A 19,387-nucleotide genomic window follows, 5' to 3' on the forward strand; every position below is an offset into this window, starting at 1 on the left:
GTGTCGGCAGCGGTTGACTTCTGACCCACCTCCAGCGGTTGAGAATTGACCCACCCCGGCCGGGGTGGCGGAGACTCTGGCTTGGTTGTGGAGGTCTGAGCCGGGGAGGAAGGGACGGTGTTGGAGGTGGAGCGCTGGGCCGAGTTGCGGCGTGAGCACTTCGTGCGCGGCGTGTCGATCCGGGCGTTGGCTGAGCGAACCGGGCTTTCGCGCAACACGGTGCGCCGCGCGCTGCGGTCGGAGCGGCCGCCGCGGTTCGTGTGTCCGCCGCGGCCGTCGAGGTTGGACCCGTTCCGGGAGGAGATCCGCCAGCTGTTGCGTGAGCAGCCGCGGTTGCCGGCGGTGGTGGTTCGGGAGCGGATCGCGGCGTTGGGGTTCGACGGCGCGCAGACGATCGTGAACGCGTACGTGCGTGAGGTGCGGCCGTTGTTCTTGCCGGCCAGGACGTTTCAGCGCACGGTCTATCGACCTGGCGAGATCTGTCAGTTCGATCTCTGGCGCCCCTCGCGCGAGGTCCCGGTCGGGTTCGGGCAGACGCGCGTCGGTCATGTCGTGATCGCGTGCCTGGGCTACTCGCGGGCCGGCGCCGGCGCGCTGATCTTCAGCCGCGATGCGCCCAACATCTTGTGGGGCATCGGCCGCTGCCTCTGGGCGCTCGGGGGTTTGCCCGCGACGCTGGTCTGGGATCGCGAGGGCGCGCTGCACGCCGGCGACGGCCGCCCGACCCCGCCGTTTGCCGCCTTCTGCGGGCAGCTGCGGGTCGGCTGGCACTTCTGCGGGCCGGGCGATCCGCAGGCCAAGGGCGTGGTCGAGCGCCTGCAGGGCTACGCGGAGACCAACTTCGAGCCCGGCCGGCGCTTTGCCAACGAACGCGACTTCCAGCTCCAGCTCGACGGCTGGTTCGCGAAGGCCAACGCGCGCACGCACCGGACGCTGCGCTGTCGCCCGATCGACCGCCTGCGCGAAGAACAAGCGGCGATGATGGCGCTGCCAGCAGTCGCACCGGATGTCGATCGGCGCTGGGTCACGCGCGTGCTGGCGGACCCGTACCTGCGCGTCGACACCAACGACTACTCGCTTGACCCCGGACTCGTCGGTCGCCGCGTCGAGGTTCGCGTCTCCCAGACGGCGGTGCTGGCCGCCTGCTTGGACAGCGGCGAGCTCGCCTGCCGCCACCCGCGGTCCTTCGCGCGCCATCGCACGATCACCGCACTCGAGCACGCCCGCGCGCTGCGCCAGCGCCGGGGCGATCCGCCCGAGCCGGTGGTCGAGACGCGTTCGCTGGCACGCTACGACGAGCTGATCGCGTGAGCACCAGCAGCGAGCTCGCGCATCTGTTCCGGGCGCTGAAGGCACCCGCCGCGGCGCGCGCGTTGCCCAAGCTCGCCGAGCGCGCTCGCACCGAAGAGTGGAGCTATGAGCGCTTCGCCGAAGCGCTGCTCGAGACCGAGCACGCGTCGCGCGAGGCGCACGGCGGCGACGGGCGGATCAAGGCCGCGCGATTCCCGGCGCGCAAGACGCTGGAGGAGTTTGACTTCAGCTTCCAGCGCTCGGTCAAGAAGACCCTGATCCAGCATCTCGGCCAGCTCGACTTCCTTCACGGCAAGGAGAACGTCGTCCTGCTCGGGCCGCCCGGCACCGGCAAGACGCATCTCGCGATCGCACTCGCGATCCGCGCGTGCCTGGCCGGGCACCGCGTCGCGTTTCGCACCGCGACCGAATGGGTCGCGCTGCTCGCCGACGCGCAACGCGCGGGCCGCCTCGACGACGAACTCGCGCGCCTGCAGCGCTACCCGCTGCTGGTCGTCGACGAAGTCGGCTACATCCCGTTCGACCCGCAGGCCGCCAACCTGATGTTCATGCTCGTCAGCCGCCGCTACGAACGCGCCTCGATGATCGTCACGTCCAACAAGCCCTTCTCGGGCTGGGGCGAGATCTTCGGCGACGACGTCGTCGCTGCCGCAATGATCGACCGACTCGTCCACCACGCCGAGATCGTCGCGCTCAAAGGCGACAGCTACCGCCTCAAAGACCGCGACCTCGCCCGCCCAACCAACGACTGAACTACACGCTCCACGGCTCCTAGCGCCGGGACGGGCTACGCCCGCCCGGCACCCACTCCCCGATCATCAACAACCGCAACACCGCCAACCGCAAGCCGGGTCAATTCTCAACCGCTGCCACCGGGTCAGATCTCAGCCGTTGACAACATCGTGGAGTACTCGGGATCGATTGGTCCTATCGCCGGGCGGCGTGGTGTGCGCTCAGCGACGCCGGCGTGGTCGTCGGCGAGGGGGCGGTGCCGGCCGATCGCTGCGCCGTTCCCGTCGCCCGACGGCACGGTCAGCGACTCGCGGGCGGACGCCGGTCGACTAGGGCCACGGCTTCGGCGAGTTGCTGCTCGAATGGCGCCAGACGATGCCCGGACTCGGCCGCGTCGATGGCGACGAAGTAGTGTCGGTAGATCGTCGCCGGCGAGGTCCCGCAGCTGCGGGCGATGACTTCGACCGGCTCTCCGGCGAGGATGCGGCAAGTGATATGACCCCGGCGCGCGGAATACGGCGTGGCGCCGGTGAGGTGCGCAAGCTTCGGGTGCCCTTGCGCGACCGACTTGGCTGCCGGGCGGAAGTACTTGGCGCCCCACTTCTTGTGCTGGTTCAGGCTGAAGTGGCCATCACCGACGCCGGGGATGATGAAGTCGCAGTCCTCGACCGCCAGTCCGTAGGACGCGGCAACTTGACGCCAGGCCGTGAGCCACTGGTACACGATGCCCGGTACGCGCTTGGAACGCTCGATGGTCTTGACGCCGGCAATGCGACCGTGCGAGAGCGCGTCCTCGATCGCGAGCATCCAGTCGCCCTCGACGGTCGGCTTCATCAGCGCCTGCCAGCGCGCCGCTGCGACCTCTTCCGGGCGCATGCCGAGCGCGAACAGGCAGCGCAGCAGGATCGCGTCTCGATGCGGCTCCCACGTCCGCTGCTCCGTTCGCGCGAGGAGGGCGCGCGCGATGTGTTCCGCGGCTTCTGCGGTCAGCGCTCGCTCGGGTCGGTTGCTTGGCGATGCGACGTGCAAACGTCCCGAGCGCCGCCGCCGGCGCGTGGTGACCAGCTTGCAACCGTTCGCCGCGATCAGGTCCCCGCGATGCTCGACGCCCCACGTCAACGCCGACGACAGGATCTTGCGGACCCGGTCGGCGGTCGGGGGACGTGCAGTGTCGATATCACCGGTCGATCTGCCGGCCGCGTCAAGCCGGGCGACGCCGCGAAGTTGCGCGTGTCTGAGGAGCTCGTTGACGGCCCGCGGCTTCTCAAAAGCCCGTAGTGGCCACGTACCGGCGATCGGCCGGATCCACTTGTTCGCAACCTGCAGATAGTTCTTCAGCGTCGCCTCAGCAAGGTGCGGCGCCGCGTCCTCGGTGAACCACAGCCGCATGAACTCCCACAGCGTGAGATCCGCATCGGACCCCTCGAGCAACCCAGCGGCATACTCGTCCAAGCGGCCGTCACGCTTCGCGCGCTCGGCTCGCGCCTTCTCGGCGAGGGCGAGGTCGAGGTCGTCGAACGTCCCGGCAAGCTTTTCCTCCCCGCGGTGCCGGAACAGGACGCGATACCGCTCTCCACGGCGTCCGTCCGGGGTCTTCACGCTGTGGCGTCTGATCCATGCCATGGCCGTCAAAGCGATCGACGGCGGAAAGCGGCCCCCGCTAATGACGCCCTTGGATCTCGTCGATCGAGATCGGGCTCGGCGTGCCGCGCGGCGTAGGCCGGCGCGCTCGCGACACGCGCGTCGCGTCGGTGAGCGACTTCCCGGAAGCGGTCCGACCGAACAGCCACCGCTCGAGCTCCGCGACGCCGATGAGCAGCTTCCCGCCGCGACCTGCGGGTTGGCTAGCGCGCAGGCGACCCGCCTGAAGTGCCCGCCGAAGGGTGCGCGTCGAGCATCGTGCGCGGGCGGCAGCTTCGGTGACGGTGAGGAGTCGCCCTCCTCCGCTGAGCCTGGCCGGGTCCGCCGTCGTCAGGAGCTCGACGACCTGGACCGCGATCGCGTCGACCACATCGTCGGCCCCGATGTCCTGTCCGCGCAGCGCCATGCCCGTCAGGCCGAGTTGCGGACGCCGCGGGCAAGCCGATCTCGCATCGCGGCTACTCGTGTGAGGCTGGCCGCACGCCCAGGCCGCAGCGCCGAGGTTGCGCGTCGGGCGGCTACGTTGCACGAGCCGCGAGGCCGCCCGGTCGCACCCTCCCTCTCCCGCGGAGGAACGCGATAGCGGCATACGCCGATGGACAGGAGACGTGCGACCAGCGGCCGCGCTACCGCCCCATGCCGGAGAGCGTGCGCCCAACGGACAACTCGCGTCGATAGCGGTCGAGCAAACGCCTCTGAATCTCGACGAAGTCGCGTCCGCGAGTCTGCAATCCCCAGACCGCCGCGGCCAGGTCGTAAATCGTTCCCCCACGCCGACAGGAGAAGCAGAACCAGCCGCGTGTGCCGGTCGGGTAGGCGTGCAGGCTCGCGTGCTCGTCGGTGTGGAATGGGCACTGGACCTTCCCGTCGCGCCCGGGGCGCCGGCCGAGGAGGTCGCCGACGTACACGCGCGGCGGCACCGAGAGCAACGGATCGTTGCGGAGCCCACGTGTTTCGGCGTCCCAGCGGCGTTGAAGAATCTCATCGTCGATCGTCGGCAGGTGCGCGACGACCTCTTCAGAAGTGAATCGGAGCTCGGCGTGCAGCCGTAAGACGCCGACGGGATGGGGCGGATGATGCTTGTGATTCCAGGTCCCGGGTGGGCGGAGGATCCGGCTTGCGTCGAAGCAGTTCGGATCGGCTCCCATGGCGTGGACCAACCGGAGGTTCGCCGCCTCTGCGCGTCGCGGAGAGAGTGGAGCGACGAGCGGCCAGTAGGCGTGGCAGTTCGAGCCCGAGCCCGAGGCCACCACCAGTGCCGGCTGCGGACGGAAGCGTCGCAGCCGATGCGCCGCCTCTTCTCCATCGCACTCCGCCCAGAGGGTCCAGACTTGCGATACGGCGTCCTTGGTTCCGGCGCGCCTGCTTCGGGGCGCGCATCCGAGGTAGACGTCTGTACGCGAACCACGGCTGCGGATCGCCTCGACCAGCGTGTCGCGATCGTGCGCCGGGTGAAACTCGCTCACGAGTAATTGCTCGCGTACTCGGAAGCGGATTTCCAAGAAGTGCGCCGAGGGCGCGCCACCGGCGATTAGCGCGAGGTATGAACGCAACGCGTAGTCGACGCCGTCCCGCGCCGACGGTTGACGAACGGTCTGCATGCCCGTCAGGCCGACACGCGGTGATCAAGGGCAGGCGGATCCTGGTCGTTGCGGATGTCTTGCGCGCGAAGGACACTTCCGGATGCGAGAGGACAGCTCGATGCGCGCCGAAATTCGTCTGCCCGGGAGGAGTGCTCGTCGGCCTGATGGTCATATGGCCGAGTTCGGTAACGGACGGCCTCGACGCAGAGGCAGCGCACGCACGCGCTACTCGTCCAACGAGATCGCCTCGTTGCTCATGCCCTGTCGCGATCGGCTCGTCGACCAGGTCCCGGTCGAGCTTGCGGTCGCCCGCGGGATGTCGCGAGACCACTGGGAACTCGCCGTCGACGACGCCATCGGCTATCTGACGACCGAGTACGACGTGCCGATTCGCAGCGACGCGGAACTCGAGCGCGCGTTCTGGTGGTCAACGAGCCTCCGGGTGAAGCAGTTGCGCGACGGACGGGCCGCGACGGTCCGCGGCCGCTGGACGCGCGTCGACATCGACAGCGTCGAGGTGGCCGGCGATGACGCGGAACCCGAGAGCGTCGTCATCGAGCGCAGCGAGCGCGCGGTGCTGCGCGAGTTCATCGCCACGTTGACCGAGCGCGAGCGCCGAGTCATGGCCTGCAAGTACGGCGGGCAGCGTGAGCGGGGACGCATCCTGATCGCTCGTCAGCTGGACCTCGGTATTGGCGAGGTCCGCTCAGCCGAGGCCGCGATCAAGCAGAAGCTGGAGCGCTTCGTGACCATCATCGCCGCGGGCCGGCTTTGCGCGCATCGAGCGCCGGCCCTCGTCGCGCTCGGGACCGGCGACCTCAGCGAAGAAGCCGAACGAGTCGCGCAGATCCACCTCGAGAGCTGCCCGGCGTGTCGCGTCGAACACGCCGCACGGCTTCGAGCACTCCGCAGCGGCAAGCTGCCGCGCGAGATCGCGAACCTGTTGCCGCTCCCGCCGAGCGCCGAGACGTTCCGCAGTCCGCGGGCCGTGTGGGACACGCTCACCGACTGGGCCAGCCGCGTCCTGCCACACGACACGGCGATCACTGGAACGCAGATCGGAATCGTGAGCCGCGGGCTCGGCACCCTGGCCGCGACCAAGCTCGCCGCTCTCTGCATCGGCGGGATCACCGTGGTCGGCGGCACCCTGTATTGCCTCGAAACGCCACTGGGTCTCAAGCCCCACGAGGCGCACCGGCGCGAGCAGCTCGCCCGGCATCGGAAAGAACCACCGCATCGCCCCGCCGAGCCTCCGGCCGCGGCACAGGCCAAGTGGCTCAGGGCAAGCGCGGCGATCACGCCGACCCCCACACCGAAGCCTCGACGTACACCTCAGCCTCCGACACGGCGGCCGAAGAGTCCGACGGCGCACGAGCACGACCAGGCGATGTCACCCGCGCCCGCAGGCTCCGCCCCCAACGGCGCGAGTGAGTTCGGTCCCGTCTCGACTAGCTCGGCTACGCAGCCTGCGAAAGCCGTCACGAGTGGGGGGCCAGAGTTTCCCTGACTGGCCTATGAGCTGAGATGAGCAAGCAGCGAAGCCGGAGGTGCGGGATGCGGCAAGTCTCGAAACGAGCGATCGCGATGCGAGCGGCGCTCTTGGTCGCGGCGGTGCTGATGTGTCCCTCGGCAGCTAGCGCCGGCAACTACACGGTCTCGGGGAGCTGCAGCCTCTGGCAGCCATACAACAACACGCCGCGGTACGTGGCGGTTTTCCCCTCGTGCCCAGAGCTCGTGACTCGGAACGTCGGCTTCCCGTCGGAGCGGGCGCTCACGACGTCCGAGGGCGGCTGGGTCTACTACGCGCCTGCGGGAACCACAGTGGCATCGTTCGCGCTGCAGGGCGGGCTCATGGGACTCAACGGTTGGCAGGCTGCGGTGATTCCATCCGCCGGAATTCCCGTGGAGAACTGCCCTGGCTCCACGTGCCCTGGCGCTTCGAAAGGCCTCGGCATCCAGGCGTGGTATCCCGGCTACAACTCGCCCGCCATCTACCTACGGCTCCGGTGCGGCGCGAGCGGGAGCTGCGCGAATAACACGACGTACGGCTACGCGGGAATCACCGGGTCGAACATCACCCTCACGGATTGGGCCGCGCCTGGGGTAGCGATCAACGGCGGAGCGATCCTCAGCGGCTGGCGGCGCGGAACCGCGGCCGTGACCTACGACGCGGGCGACAACGCCGGCATCAAGATCGTCCGTGGGTACCTCGACGGACGGCCGCGGGCCGAGGTTCTGCGCCCGTGTAACTACGTGGTCTCGGTCCCCTGCCCAAACGGCGGCGGGAGCCTCGATCTGGACACCACCGGACTCGCCGATGGGGCGCACCAGATGACGGTCCAGGTCGTCGATGCGGGCGACAATGCCGCGTCAGACAACCGGACCGTCTACAGCGACAACACGCCGCCGGCGTCTCCTGGGTCGCTGAGTCTCGAGGACGGCGACGGATGGCGCGCAACCAACAAGTTCGCGCTCCGCTGGTCGAACCCGGCACAGTCTGCGAGTCCCATCGTCGCCGTGGGGTACGTCCTTTGCCCGACATCGAACGCCGCGGGAAACTGGAAGGGCTGCACGAACGGCTCGCGGAACGGGAGCGACATCAAGACGATTCGCGATCTCGCGGTTCCGAGCTCCGGAGAGTGGAAGGCATGGATCTACCTCGTCGACGCGGCCGGCAATGCCGACCTCGGCACCGCGGCGACGCTGCCCCGCCTCCGCTTTGACCCGGACCCACCCTCCGGAAGCTTCCTGCCGTTCAGCGCCGACGACCCGACCCGCGTCCGAGTGGCCGCAACTGACGCGATCTCCGGTGTGAGTTCGGAATCTCTCGAGATCCGGCGCGACGGCACCGACACATGGACCGAGATTCCCGTGACGCCCGACGCATCCGGCTTCTCTGCGGCGCTCGACGACGGCGCACTTCCGCAGGGCGTCTACCACCTTCGCGCGCGAATCGTCGATGCCGCGGGCAACGACCGGACGATCGAGAACTTCGACGGTGGGCAGCCGGCTGCCCTTGGACTGCCCATCAGGCTCAAGACGCGCCTGGCGGTCGGACGCGTGAAGCATGTGCTCGCACGTTCGAGCCGCCACGGCAAGAAGCGCTACCGCCGCGTCCTGGTCGACAAGCCGCGCTCGCGGTACGGACGCACCGTCCGTCTGAGCGGTCGCCTCACGACGCCGGGCGCGAACCCGGTCGCCGGGATGCCGGTCGAAGTGTGGGAGCAGGTCGAACTACCTGGCTCCCAATGGGCCCAGATCGCCACCGTCCAGACCTCGCGGACCGGCCGCTTCACGTTCAAGGCCCTACGGGGCCCGAGCCGGCTCCTTCAGTTCCGGTATCACGGGACCGGAACGATCCGATCGCGGATCTCAACGGTTGATCTACGTGTGAAGGCGACCTCGAGCCTGCGCGTGAATCGTCACCACGTGAACAACGGCGATTTCGTTTCGTTCCATGGCCGACTGAAGGGCAGGCCGATCCCTCCAGGCGGCAAGCTCGTCGAGTTGCAGGTCTTCACGCGCGGCCAGTGGCGGACCTTCGCCCAAGCCCGAGCCAACTCAGCGTCCGGGTTGTGGGGTTATCGCTACCGGTTCGAGGCCATCAACGGTCGCGTGAGGTTCCGCTTCCGGGCACGCGTCCGCAAGGAGGCGACGTATCCGTATGACCTGGGAACGTCGCGGCAGGTGCGCGTCACCGTACGAGGAGGCTGACGCCATGGCGTTGCAGGCAGAATCCGGAAGCGAGAGGTCGGATCAGACCGAGGGAGGAAGCGCCCACATGCTGGCCAGGCTGCGATCGAGGTTGTCGTTCGCGAACGTGATCTCGCTCACCGCGCTCTTCGTGGCGCTGGGGGGCACGGGGTATGCGGCGGTGACGCTGCCGCACAACAGCGTCGGGTCGGCACAGCTCCGCCGAAACGCCGTGGGGCAGACCGAGCTGAAGACCGGTGCCGTCACGTCGCGGGCCCTGCACAACCGCTCCGTGACGCTCAGCGACATCTCGATCCCGGCGCGAACGTCCCTTCGCGGGACGACGGGACCCCAGGGTCCTGCCGGTCCTGCCGGACCTGCCGGACCGACGTTCCGCGCCGCCGTGCCATCCGGCGGATCCGTGCAGCGGGGAAACGCCGTTGGCGCCGAACACCAGGGCGGCACGAACGAGTACCGAGTGACGTTCGCGCGCGACGTGAGCAGTTGCGTTGCCACCGCGACTCTGGCCGCGGTGCCGGCGGGGGCGGGCATGGATCAACCGGTGCCGGGACGAGTCACGGTCACGCAGGACCAGCCGACGTCGGTGCTCGTGCGTACGTTCGCGGCCGATGCGAGCCCGACCGAGCAGCCGTTCAACGTGATCCTGGCCTGCTGACCGAAGCGCGGCGAGAGACCGTCACTCGGTCGGAGGTCGCGCCGTAGCTTGCCAACGGCGGTCTAGCGTAGGCTCGTCCGCCGAAATGTCGCTCGAAGCGGCTAGCGAAGGGTGCACGACGGCCATCCGGCGCCGCTTCGCGGGAAGACGATCAGGAGCCGTCCCAGCGCGGGACTGCTGCCTGGCGTCACCGCATGCAGCACGGCTGCATGCGGTGAGGCTCGTCGCCGCGCCGCCGCCAATCGTCCCAACAAGTAGCGCGATCGCAGGTCGTTCGGATAGTCCGCGTTTCCACGGGGCTGTCGCATACGGTCGGTCCCTCGTTCACCAGCCAACGATAGCTAAGCGGTTAGGGGCGAGAGGGCCTTCGGCGCGCCGCCCGATGCCAGTTGTCCGAGACAATGCGTGCGTGAAGGGCGGATTTCTTGGCATTGACTCCGGACCGCTGGCCGACGCGCTTGCGATTCGCGGGACTTTCACGCTGATGCGCGACTATGGGACCTGGGGCCTAAGGCAGGCCGTGCTCGTTGTCCGCGACACCGATGTAGTCGACGCCGGCACGCTCGCCGACGCGCGCATGCAAGTCACGGGGCAGCGCGGACTGAGATACCTGAGCCACGTCGAGTTCGATCCGCCGCTTGCGATCCGCGATCTTCGCCAAGGGATTGCTGCCCGATTCCGTTCGGCGTTCGATCGAGCCATCGCATCTGAAGGAAACCTCGCGTCCGGCACATGGGACGAGGTGAAGCGCGTGCTCCTCGAACTCGCTTCGTCCGACGCCGACGCGCTTCGCGATCTCTTCGAGGGTGCCGTCCCGGACTCGCCGCCACGTCGCTTGCTTGCACTGGAGAAGGATGCAACGTCGCTGGCCGCTGAGATATTCGACGCGCGCCGAGAAGATCGACTCCTGCTGCGACGAACGTCCGCGCGTGGTGACTCGCCGTTCGTCACGGCACTGACCGGCGGGCGAGCGTATGAGGACCCAGTCGTTGACTTCGATGCCCGTCGCGTTCCGGGGATGGAGGGAATCGAGAATCCGAACGGCGTCGCGAAGTTCCAGCGCGGTAACGAGCTGCTCGTCGTCTGCAACGTGAACAAGAAGCCCCTCGAGGCGACGCTCGGTGCCGACCTCATCTACTACAACGAGCCGTTGGAGTCCTTCGTACTAGTCCAGTACAAGATGCTCCAGGAAAGCGGGAGCGGGGAGCCGATGTATCGACCTGACGCGCAGCTGAGGGACGAGATCGACCGCATGCTGAAGGTCCCGATCGGAGCATTCAACGGTGATCCGCTCTCGTGGCGTCTGCACCCGTCGGCGTGCTTCTTGAAGCTCTGCGATCCGCCGAAGCAGAACACATCGCCCGAGCAGCTGTTGCGCGGAATGTACCTCCCGCTCGCCTACCTCGACGTGATCGAGAAGTCGAAGCATCAAGGAAAAGGGCCACGAAAAGGCACGGTCCTCGGAACAGACACCGTGACGCGATTCCTGACCAATGGTCTCTTCGTAAAACTCGTGCGAGGAGGATGGATCGGTTCCTACGCCGCTACGTCGGCAGATCTTCGGAATATCGTCCACGCGCAGTACGACGCTGACCACTCGGTCACCGTGGCCGCCCAACGCACCATTTCGGCGTGGGGATTGCCCGAGCTGCGAGCTCGACCTTCAAAGCGAGTCTGACCGCTCTACCGCCGGCTCGGCGTTGGGGGGATCGACACGTCTCGGCGCTCGCGGGCGTCACCGAGGACGGCATCGTCGGTAGGAAGTGTGCGGCCGAGGCACGCGAACGTCGCGACGCGGCCGCTCGAGGCCGTACGTTGGGACGCTTCTCGCACACCGAGTAGAGCCGATCTCGACCGCTCGGGCGAGCAGGACGCCGAGCACAGGGGTCCGCGGGTCGCGGCGATCACTGCCTTCAGCGATCCGGGGCGTCATGCGGCTCGCCGAGCGCCAGCCCAGACTCCGACGGCTCGACTGCCAGCAGCACGTCGTGCCCGGTGCGCTGGCTCTGCAGATACACGGTCCTGACCGGCAAGTAGGCCATCGCGGCGAGAATCAGCTGCAGCCCGGGAGGCGTCTGGGAGTCGGACATCTCGTGCGCCTCGTAGTGCGAAAGCGGCAACGGGTCGAACGATGCGACTAGGACCTCAAGGCTGGCCGCGAGGAACGCGAACGCCTGAGCAGCCCGTCGGCGCGTGCCGTAGCCGAGCACGCGCCCATGGAGCACCCCGTGCCTGCTGGGGAGATCGTCGAGGGTGGTCGCGTCGACTGGCTCGGTCATCAACTCGCGCACGACGAGGAAGAACGCTTCCTCGGTCGCCACCATCGTCTTGGACTGGGTGACTATGTCGACGAACTGCCGCACCGCGGCACCGTCATTGCTTTCCCGCACCGGTCGCCGGCTGAATAGCCGCTTGAACGCCACCTCCCCCGCGGCGGCACGGTCCTGATAGAGCCCGTCGAGCTGGGAGTAAACGAGCAGCACCGCTTCCTCATAGGACCCCTCGGAGAAGCGGTCGCTAGCGCGCTCCAGCAGTTCCTTGCGGCGCCAGCCGATGTCGCGCTGATCCGGCGCGTAGAGCCATGGCACGACAGAGCAGATCGCCTTTCGCATCGCGGCATCGCTCCAGGCGTCCTCGAGGATCGCCGCCGCGCCGACGCGGTCCGGGAGCGCCTCGGCGGCTGCCTTGTGCTGCTCGGGGGCGAGCATGATCCCGTACGTGGAGATTGCCCAACCGCCGGCCCCCAACGGGATCAGGCGGCGGAACACCTTCGCTGTCTCAGCGAGCCGGTCGAAGTAAGTGGCCATCGCGGCGAGCACGCCGCCGAAGACCTCGCCCGCGCGCCGCAACCATTCTCCCGAAAGGGACATAGGTGAAGCATCGTGGCACGCCCGGCGCGCGCTCGGACCGGAGCGTCCGGGAACACGCGACGGGCCGTGAGGTTCGAGTCCCGCGCGGACCAGCGGCGCAGCTAATGACCGAATCGAGGTGTTCCGGGCAGACTCAAGCCCGGCGGTGGCGACCCTTCGCCTCGGTGCATGTCGCGGGTCGAGCGCGCTTCGAGGAACTTCGCGAGCCCTTCGTAGGGTGCCGGACCGGCGTCGGGCGCGTAGTGGGGACGATGTGTTCGGAACGACAAATCCTCCATGAAAGGACCCGAGGTCAACGTGTTCACGCCGTCGCGAATCCGGAATGAGGGGTCGAGCGTCCGTCGGACGACATCGCAGACGAGATTCACGGCGCGAGTCAACTCGTATGCAAGGTCTTCGACGAGCGCGGACCAATAGTCGTACATCTCGTCGAGAGCCGCGAAATCCGGCTCACCTTGTCCCCAATAAGACGGGTCGTTGTAGAAACGAGCGATCCCGACGAGCCCGGTCTCGCGTAGGTGCGCGTGTGGGTAGCGGTCCAGGACGTTAAGCAGGTCCTGAACAACGACTCGAAGGTTTTCGAACGCGCGCTCGAGGTCTGGGTTGGTGCGCGGCCATACTCGTGTGAAAAGCCAGTGGCCAGCGCTACGCAGGTCGTCGAAGTGCTTGATATCCATGCGCGGGTGGCCGTCCGCCACCAGCGGGCCAACCCGCCGCTCCCAATCGTCGAGGCCGATTCGGTCTTCCCACTCGTCGACGATAGCCGCATAGGCCAACTCGGCAGCCGCGTCTCGACGGTCCTGAGGTGAGCGGCGCTCGTTCATCGCTGCCTCGTGAGCCCGCTTGATCTCAACTACCCGAGCGACCCCATGCCCCTGTTTTGGGTCGTCGATGATCCGCGAGTGCCTGAGGCACATCAACACGAGATTCGAGAATCCATGACGATTCTCGATCAGCTCCCGGAACTGTTCGCGTTCCTCCACGGTAAGCGACGAGACAGATCTGGCGACCTGAGGATCATCGTTTCGGGCAATGATGTGGCATTCGTGTCCTACGTCGGTGAAGTCCTGCTCATCACCTGTTGCCTCCATCAGGATCTCCCCACAATCGGGAAAGGCGCAGATTCCGAGCGAGGCGAACCACAATCGCCGACGCGTACGGATCGATATATCCGCTGGCATGCAGCCAATAATGACGTCGTCGAAGCCACTCGGAAGACGCTGAAGCCGCCCGGGACTCCCAGCGGCAGCGGAAGCAATCGCTGGGAGCGATCGCGCTGATCCGCCTATCTCGCTCGCTGACGTCGAACTGGTGGTCGCGGAGCCCGTCCGCTGCGTCGCTCGCTAGCTATCTCCCCGGCCGTCGAACATAGTGCGATCGAAGGCGTTCCTGTTCGACGGACCGGGCGCAGTAGCGCGTCCAATCTCCCGCGACATGTGCAGCAATGCCGAAGGCAACCGCAGGCAACGAATCGGATCCCGGTCTCGCCCTGATCAGGCTTCGTAGCCGTCTCCCTCAAGAGGATTCGGCCGGCGGGCGGGATCGTGTGCCGTCCGACGTTGGTGCGAACCTGTAGTGGTGTCGAAATCTCGCTTCGACGACGAGCCCGATGAGCGGCCGGGCCGCGACCGCACCAGACGCCGCCGTTCCGCAGGACTCCGTCGCGAGATCGCGGCGTTCGATCCCGCGCTTGTGTTGGACGACGCGCGTCGCGACCGAGTTAGGCACAGCACGTCGCGCCCGCGGGCCGACGCGCCGCGAAACGCCTACGTGGAACGAGCACTGACGCAGCGGCTCGAAGGTGCCGAGTACCACGTTGAGTTCCGCGACGACGATCTGTACGTGGACGGCGTACCCGTCGGCACCGACACCCGGCTCAAGCTGGCTCGCCTCCGCGGGCGCGCCGACTGGGCCCGCGACGACGCGGCCTTCGCTCGTCTCGTCGAGGCGATGTTGCCCGATATCCTGCTGCGACAGGTGCGCAATCACGCTCGCGCGTGGGACGCCGCCGCGGTGGTCGAATCACCGGAGAACGGAGACGGCTTTTCGATCCGGCGCCGTGGCCTTGCGGTCGCCCAGGTCAGAGCCGGGAGCTTCATCACTGCTGACGGCCGCCGTCACAACGGCCAATACTGGGCGTGTGGCAAGCACTGGAATGCCGCGCTTAGCCTGTTGCCTCCTGGAGTTGCTCGCCCACAGACCCCACCGTTGGCGCCGCAGACGCCGACGCCTCCGGCGGAGCGAGTCGCGCGGACGCCGCGACCAGTTCCAAGGCCGGCCGCCCGGCGAGTGGCCACGCCGAGCGTGCCCCCGCCTCAGCGTCGGATTGATCCCGAGCCTGCGCGCTGGGAGCGTTGGCCCGGCGACGCAAGCCCGAAGCTAACTGCGATCGCAGTTGCGGCGTCCGGGTCGCTGCGCGACGAGCGTGTCCGGGTCGACGAATTCGCGGCAGTCATCGACTGCCGGGACGGGCACGTTCTCACGTTCGAGCCGCTGCGGCGGCGCAGGCGATCCGGAGTCCTGGAGCTCCCGTACGACCTCCGAACGCCAGGCGGCACAATGTGGGGGCACGTCTACCTGAAGAGCTCGGCTACGCCGTTGGCCATCCACGTCGCGCACCGCGACGAGGCCGTTCAGTTGATCGACGCCTGGGCGCTCATGCTCCAGGTAGCCGAAGCGCGTTACTGCAGCGACCCTGACGTGCCTCCGCACGAGAACCCCGGCGGATTCATTCCCGACGGGTCGACGCGCGAGCTCCGCCGGCACTGGGTATCGGCCCACCGCGTACGGCTTCCGGCGGGGCGGCGCCCGGGCGTTGATGCGATCAAGGCGGCGGAGGCGTTCGACATCGACCTACCGGACGGCTTCACGTGGCGCTCCGGCCACTTCCGGGGCCTCGAAGGGTCCGATGCTGAGCCGATGATGAGGTACGCATGGCATCGCCCGCCGGTCGATCCCGAGGCGCAGTAGACGGTTAGGTGCCCCTAATGGCGCCTCGCATCCCCGCACTTACGCCCGAGGTCGTCCACGCGATCGAACCCTTGGCGAGTCAGCACAGCCCAGTCAGCCACGACCAGCTAGGTCGTCTGATCGCTGATGTCAACTTGTCCAACTCGGATCCCGGGCCATCAGATGGCAAGGTCAAACGGATTCGGAGTGTCATGCATTACGCGCTTGAGAACGACCGGACGGCGGGCGCCAAACTGGCGAGTCGTCTCATCGCAGCAGTTCGTGCCTCCGGCGGGTTCCGATCAGCGAGCACGACCTACATCGGCGCGACAGCGTTTGAGAACCTCCGTGACGCGTATCGCGTCAGCAACTACGAACTCGATGAAGACGGAGAATTGAGGCCGAGGCTTCTTGAGCACGTGCCCTCTACTGAACAGCAGGCCGTGCTCAAGAACTACGTGCGTCGCATCCAGCAGGGCGCGACCGACGCTGCTCTCGTCACCGGCACGGGCAAGGATCTTTTGGAAGCGACGGCCCGCCATGTGCTGCACGAGAGAGGCCACTCGTATGGAGGACATGACTTTCCGGGCACGCTCTTTCATGCGTTCGCTGCGAAGAACCTGAGCACGCCACCAAAGTCTGTGATCGACGCCGTCAACGCCGAACTAAGCAAGGACGCGAGAGAGCGCCTCCAGCAAATGCTCTACCTCCTAGGGTGCGCCGTAAATCGCCTGCGGAACGACCAAGGAACGGGACACGGCCGAGCGTTCAAACCGACCGTTACGGACGAGGAGGCGAGACTCGCCGCGCAGGCGATGGCGCTTATCAGCGAGGCTCTCTTGTCTCGGTGACCGGCGTCAGTCGGCGAGCGGCGCTGCCAGCTCGCCGTTTCAGGCCGGCGAGCGCGCCCCTTGTCGACGATGCCAGCACCCTCGCCGGATGGCCCGCGCGTTGCTCCTGTTCGCGCAGGGCCAAGAGTGGATCACGCCGGTCTTCTCGAGCGGGTTGCCAATGGCGACGAGTAGCGCCGCGCACGCCGACGAGACGCAGCGAGCGCGGCTTCCCATCTGCCCAGCGGTGACGTAGGGGTCATCTTTCCGATTCGCCTCGCTATGGCGGGCGATGGGAGAGACAACCTCACTCGCCGAGCCTCGCGACCGGGCGCTGTTCGTCGCAATCGCGGCCCTTCCCGAGCCAACGGTCGCGCACTCGCCCTCTGACCGCCGGCCGCGGCGAACGGTCAGCGCCGCGCTGATCGCGGTCGCCGTTCTGTGGTTCGCATTCGCGACGTTTCCGAGCGGTTCCCGCGAACTGCCGACACCGCACCGCGCGGCGAAGTCGCGTCTCTCCGCACAGCCCGGAGCGACTCCACGCCCTGCTGTGACGCGCGCCCGTGCGCGACGCCCCGCGCGAGTCAGGCGAGTCCGACACACCCGTCGTGGTCCCGCGCGCAAGAACCAGCGACCGCAGCTTCGTCGAGTCGTCCCGGGGCCTGCGGCGGCGACACCGGCAGCGCCTCCCGCACCGATGCCTCGTCCGCGTCCGGTGGCCACGCCGACTCCCGGGATGCAGGCGGAGTTCTTCTGATGTCACGCGCGCACGGACCGTCCGCCCCGCGGTTGCTGCTTCCTGCCGCGGTCCTCCTTCTCCTCGCCGCTGCCTCCATCGGCGCGGGACTCCTGGGTGCCGTCACCAGTTCAGCGACCGACTCGGGACCAACGACAGTGCCCGACATTCCGGCGGACTATCTGAACGCCTACAAGACGGCCGCCGTGCGCTACGAGCTCGGTGAACACGGATGGTCGTACCTCGCAGCGATCGGCAAGATCGAGAGCGATCACGGCCGCTCGACGGCTCCGGGCGTCCACGCGGGCCAGAACGCGTACGGGTGCTGCGCGGGCCCGATGCAGATCCACAACGGGTTCGGCAGCGGCGGTGGCACCTGGGGCGCGTATCGCGTGGATGGAAACGACGACGGTCGCGAGGACATCTACGACCCGGCAGACGCGGTCGCCACGGCCGCGCGTTACCTCGTGGCGTCAGGAGCGCCGAACGATTGGCGGCGTGCGATCTTCGCCTACAACCACGCCGACTGGTACGTCGACCAGGTCCTCCAGCAGGCCGCCGTGTACCGCGATTCGAGCGGACCGAGCACGATGCCCGTCGTCGCCGGCGAGGGCTGGCTCGTCGCCGTTCCGGGAAGCAACGGCGAGCGGTGCGATGCGCGGATCGTCCCCGACGTGCTCGCGCTGCTGAGCAGGTTCGGACTTCGCCTGAGCGCCTGTTACGGCGGCGCGCCTCACGCCACCGACGGCGAGCATCCTCTGGGTCTCGCCACCGACCTCGTGCCGGTCGATGGCGACTGGGGCCGCACGCTGACCGCTGCGCGCGCATTCGGATGGTCGCCGGAGTGCGCGGCAGCAGGCTGCCCGGGTCGTGGGCCATTCCGCGTCGTTCTCTACAACGGCTATCCCGGCCACGGAGACCCGGCGCACACGTCGACGCCACACCTTCACCTCTCCTGGCAGCACGCCCTAGCCGAGCCGTTCACGCGGGCGCGCTGGGTCCGCGTGCTCATCCCACCCGACTCACCCCGATGACCCCCGCTCGAGGAGGACCGTCTGTGTTCCTGAACTTCATCGCCGACACCAAGGTCCACGTCACGCCGGACCCGTCGGGCCTGCCCGGCAGCAGCGTCCTGCAGAGCCTCGTCAACGGGCTCGCGTTCTGGATGCTGCTGGCGGCGCTCGCCGGTGTGCTGATCGGGGCGGGCGTCTGGGCGCTTGCGTCGCACGGCAACAACCACCACTGGGCGTCGCGCGGTCGCTCGGGCGCGTTGGTCTCGGCGGCCGCCGCATTGGTCATCGGCGCCGCGGGCGCGATCGTGAACTTCTTCGTCGAAGCCGGAGGGAAGGTCAAATGAGCGTGGACCCGTCCCGCCGTCGACGTGAGGCCCAGCCCTGGAAACCGCTCGCTCCCGAGCGCCTTAGGCCCTTGGCGCCTGTATACGACAACGGCTGCTTTGTCATTAGCGAGGCCGGCGAGGCAACGACCTGGGCGGTCCACCACAACGGGCGCTGGGGAATCGTGTACGAGTGCTCAGGCGTCCAGATCCTGTCCGCGTGGGTCACCGAGCAGGATCTGCCGCTGCACGTGCTCGCTGAGGCGCTGCATGGAGACGAGCAGTGACCGTCGTCGCGCGATCCGCGCCCACACCGCGGCGACGGCGTCGGTCGGTCGTCATCGCGGCTCTCGCTCTCGCGCTGCTCGTCGGCGCGGCAATCACGACAGCACGTCTCGGAGCTGGAGGCCCCGCGCCGGCGGCTCCGCCCCACTCGACCGTGTCTCGCCCCACAGAAGAAGGCGCGGTCCGCATGGCGATCACGGCGCTCTACGCGCTCAGCGTCCCCGCCATCCTGGACCGCAAGCGGTTCGACGCCGCGGTGGTCCGCCTCGCCGCCCCTGGCTTTGATCGCAAGGTGAGCGACGCCTTCGGTAGCACTGGGGCGGAGCTCGCTGTCTCGTTCCGACAAGCGCCGCGCGTCCTACGCGCGGCGCCGCTCGGTTATCGAGTCGTCCGGTACACGCCTCGAGCGGCCGCCGTTGCGGTCTGGACCGTGGCGATCGCCGCGAGTCGCGGTTTCGAGGCCGGCGCTCAATGGCGGACCGTCGTAATCGACGTCGTGTGGACGCGGGCCGGTTGGAAGGTCAGCGGCGGTTCGGGGACCGCAGGTCCCGACCCGACCACGCCGCTCGACGAGCTTGCGCTGGAGGTCTCGAGCTTCAGGAGCCTGAGTCATGTGCCGTAGCGTGCTCTTCCTCGCGCTCGCCGCCGTCTGCCTTACGGCGCCGCCAAGCGCGACCGCCGGCACATCGCCTCACCGTCGCGCGGGGATCATCGCGCCGCAGCACGCGTCGCAGAAGTCCGAACA

Annotated in this window: 17 protein-coding genes; 12 read left to right on the forward strand and 5 right to left on the reverse strand. The window is 68.0% G+C overall.

Going from position 1 to position 19,387, the window contains the following annotated elements; translation table 11 throughout:
• The first annotated feature begins 117 nt into the window (after positions 1-117).
• Together istA and istB are read left to right on the forward strand one after the other, a co-directional pair.
• Complete coding sequence (gene istA / locus H958_RS35215) at positions 118-1,311, forward strand: IS21 family transposase (RefSeq protein WP_081685630.1); 1,194 nt, start codon at positions 118-120, stop codon at positions 1,309-1,311.
• Positions 1,308-2,063, forward strand: coding sequence for an IS21-like element helper ATPase IstB (gene istB / locus H958_RS0105495; RefSeq protein WP_028057926.1), 756 nt, complete (start codon positions 1,308-1,310; stop codon positions 2,061-2,063). Before istA ends, istB begins: the two co-directional genes overlap by 4 nt.
• Before the next feature lie 280 nt (positions 2,064-2,343).
• Here istB and H958_RS0105500 read toward each other — a convergent pair whose 3' ends face one another.
• The 3 genes from H958_RS0105500 to H958_RS44825 form a co-directional block, all read right to left on the reverse strand.
• Positions 2,344-3,642 (reverse strand): site-specific integrase, encoded by a 1,299-nt coding sequence (locus H958_RS0105500; RefSeq protein WP_028057927.1) that lies wholly within the window; start codon positions 3,640-3,642, stop codon positions 2,344-2,346.
• Between the two features lie 61 nt (positions 3,643-3,703).
• Positions 3,704-4,273, reverse strand: coding sequence for a helix-turn-helix domain-containing protein (locus H958_RS48995; protein ID WP_407641128.1), 570 nt, complete (start codon positions 4,271-4,273; stop codon positions 3,704-3,706).
• Between the two features lie 37 nt (positions 4,274-4,310).
• Entirely contained in the window at positions 4,311-5,285 is a 975-nt protein-coding gene (locus H958_RS44825; RefSeq protein ID WP_081685631.1) for a CHC2 zinc finger domain-containing protein, read from the reverse strand.
• Positions 5,286-5,439: 154 nt separating this feature from the next.
• Between H958_RS44825 and H958_RS0105520 the strand changes: the two genes are divergently transcribed.
• The 4 genes from H958_RS0105520 to H958_RS45920 all read left to right on the forward strand — a co-directional run bounded on the left by H958_RS0105520 (position 5,440) and on the right by H958_RS45920 (position 11,314).
• Entirely contained in the window at positions 5,440-6,774 is a 1,335-nt protein-coding gene (locus H958_RS0105520; protein WP_156027712.1) for a sigma-70 RNA polymerase sigma factor region 4 domain-containing protein, read from the forward strand.
• Between the two features lie 17 nt (positions 6,775-6,791).
• A complete protein-coding gene (locus H958_RS0105525; RefSeq protein WP_156027713.1) occupies positions 6,792-8,981 on the forward strand; it encodes an Ig-like domain-containing protein in 2,190 nt (729 codons plus the stop codon).
• Between the two features lie 4 nt (positions 8,982-8,985).
• Positions 8,986-9,636, forward strand: coding sequence for a hypothetical protein (locus H958_RS0105530; protein ID WP_231379174.1), 651 nt, complete (start codon positions 8,986-8,988; stop codon positions 9,634-9,636).
• 409 nt (positions 9,637-10,045) lie between these two features.
• Positions 10,046-11,314, forward strand: coding sequence for a hypothetical protein (locus tag H958_RS45920; RefSeq protein ID WP_156027715.1), 1,269 nt, complete (start codon positions 10,046-10,048; stop codon positions 11,312-11,314).
• 235 nt (positions 11,315-11,549) lie between these two features.
• Here H958_RS45920 and H958_RS0105540 read toward each other — a convergent pair whose 3' ends face one another.
• Together H958_RS0105540 and H958_RS0105545 are read right to left on the reverse strand one after the other, a co-directional pair.
• Complete coding sequence (locus H958_RS0105540; protein WP_028057934.1) at positions 11,550-12,506, reverse strand: hypothetical protein; 957 nt, start codon at positions 12,504-12,506, stop codon at positions 11,550-11,552.
• A gap of 101 nt (positions 12,507-12,607) precedes the next feature.
• Entirely contained in the window at positions 12,608-13,651 is a 1,044-nt protein-coding gene (locus tag H958_RS0105545) for a hypothetical protein (protein WP_028057935.1), read from the reverse strand.
• Between the two features lie 433 nt (positions 13,652-14,084).
• Between H958_RS0105545 and H958_RS45925 the strand changes: the two genes are divergently transcribed.
• The 6 genes from H958_RS45925 to H958_RS0105585 all read left to right on the forward strand — a co-directional run bounded on the left by H958_RS45925 (position 14,085) and on the right by H958_RS0105585 (position 19,264).
• A complete protein-coding gene (locus tag H958_RS45925) occupies positions 14,085-15,476 on the forward strand; it encodes a hypothetical protein (RefSeq protein WP_156027716.1) in 1,392 nt (463 codons plus the stop codon).
• Between the two features lie 17 nt (positions 15,477-15,493).
• Positions 15,494-16,306: an abortive infection family protein gene (locus tag H958_RS35225; protein ID WP_081685632.1), complete on the forward strand. Its 813-nt coding sequence runs from the start codon at positions 15,494-15,496 to the stop codon at positions 16,304-16,306.
• 873 nt (positions 16,307-17,179) lie between these two features.
• On the forward strand, positions 17,180-18,055 hold the full coding sequence (locus H958_RS42820) for a lytic transglycosylase domain-containing protein (protein WP_051323856.1): 876 nt from the start codon (positions 17,180-17,182) through the stop codon (positions 18,053-18,055).
• A gap of 23 nt (positions 18,056-18,078) precedes the next feature.
• The gene (locus tag H958_RS0105575; RefSeq protein WP_051323857.1) at positions 18,079-18,378 is read left to right on the forward strand and encodes a DUF6112 family protein; all 300 of its coding nucleotides are present in this window, start codon (positions 18,079-18,081) and stop codon (positions 18,376-18,378) included.
• Between the two features lie 71 nt (positions 18,379-18,449).
• Entirely contained in the window at positions 18,450-18,644 is a 195-nt protein-coding gene (locus tag H958_RS0105580) for a hypothetical protein (RefSeq protein ID WP_028057939.1), read from the forward strand.
• A 185-nt stretch (positions 18,645-18,829) separates the two neighbouring features.
• Complete coding sequence (locus tag H958_RS0105585) at positions 18,830-19,264, forward strand: hypothetical protein (protein WP_028057940.1); 435 nt, start codon at positions 18,830-18,832, stop codon at positions 19,262-19,264.
• The last annotated feature ends 123 nt before the right edge of the window (positions 19,265-19,387 follow it).

The organism is Candidatus Solirubrobacter pratensis, from assembly GCF_000425945.1.
GTDB classification, from domain to species: domain Bacteria; phylum Actinomycetota; class Thermoleophilia; order Solirubrobacterales; family Solirubrobacteraceae; genus Solirubrobacter; species Solirubrobacter pratensis.

Bases quoted from the DNA above. Each gene is read 5' to 3' on its own strand.
- H958_RS0105530 (WP_231379174.1), top strand. From the start codon at position 8,986: ATGGCGTTGCAGGCAGAATCCGGAAGCGAGAGGTCGGATCAGACCGAG.
- H958_RS35225 (WP_081685632.1), top strand. From the start codon at position 15,494: ATGGCGCCTCGCATCCCCGCACTTACGCCCGAGGTCGTCCACGCGATC.
- H958_RS48995 (WP_407641128.1), bottom strand. From the start codon at position 4,273: ATGCCGCTATCGCGTTCCTCCGCGGGAGAGGGAGGGTGCGACCGGGCG.
- H958_RS0105525 (WP_156027713.1), top strand. From the start codon at position 6,792: ATGAGCAAGCAGCGAAGCCGGAGGTGCGGGATGCGGCAAGTCTCGAAA.
- H958_RS0105540 (WP_028057934.1), bottom strand. From the start codon at position 12,506: ATGTCCCTTTCGGGAGAATGGTTGCGGCGCGCGGGCGAGGTCTTCGGC.
- H958_RS0105585 (WP_028057940.1), top strand. From the start codon at position 18,830: ATGGCGATCACGGCGCTCTACGCGCTCAGCGTCCCCGCCATCCTGGAC.
- H958_RS44825 (WP_081685631.1), bottom strand. From the start codon at position 5,285: ATGCAGACCGTTCGTCAACCGTCGGCGCGGGACGGCGTCGACTACGCG.
- H958_RS0105520 (WP_156027712.1), top strand. From the start codon at position 5,440: ATGGCCGAGTTCGGTAACGGACGGCCTCGACGCAGAGGCAGCGCACGC.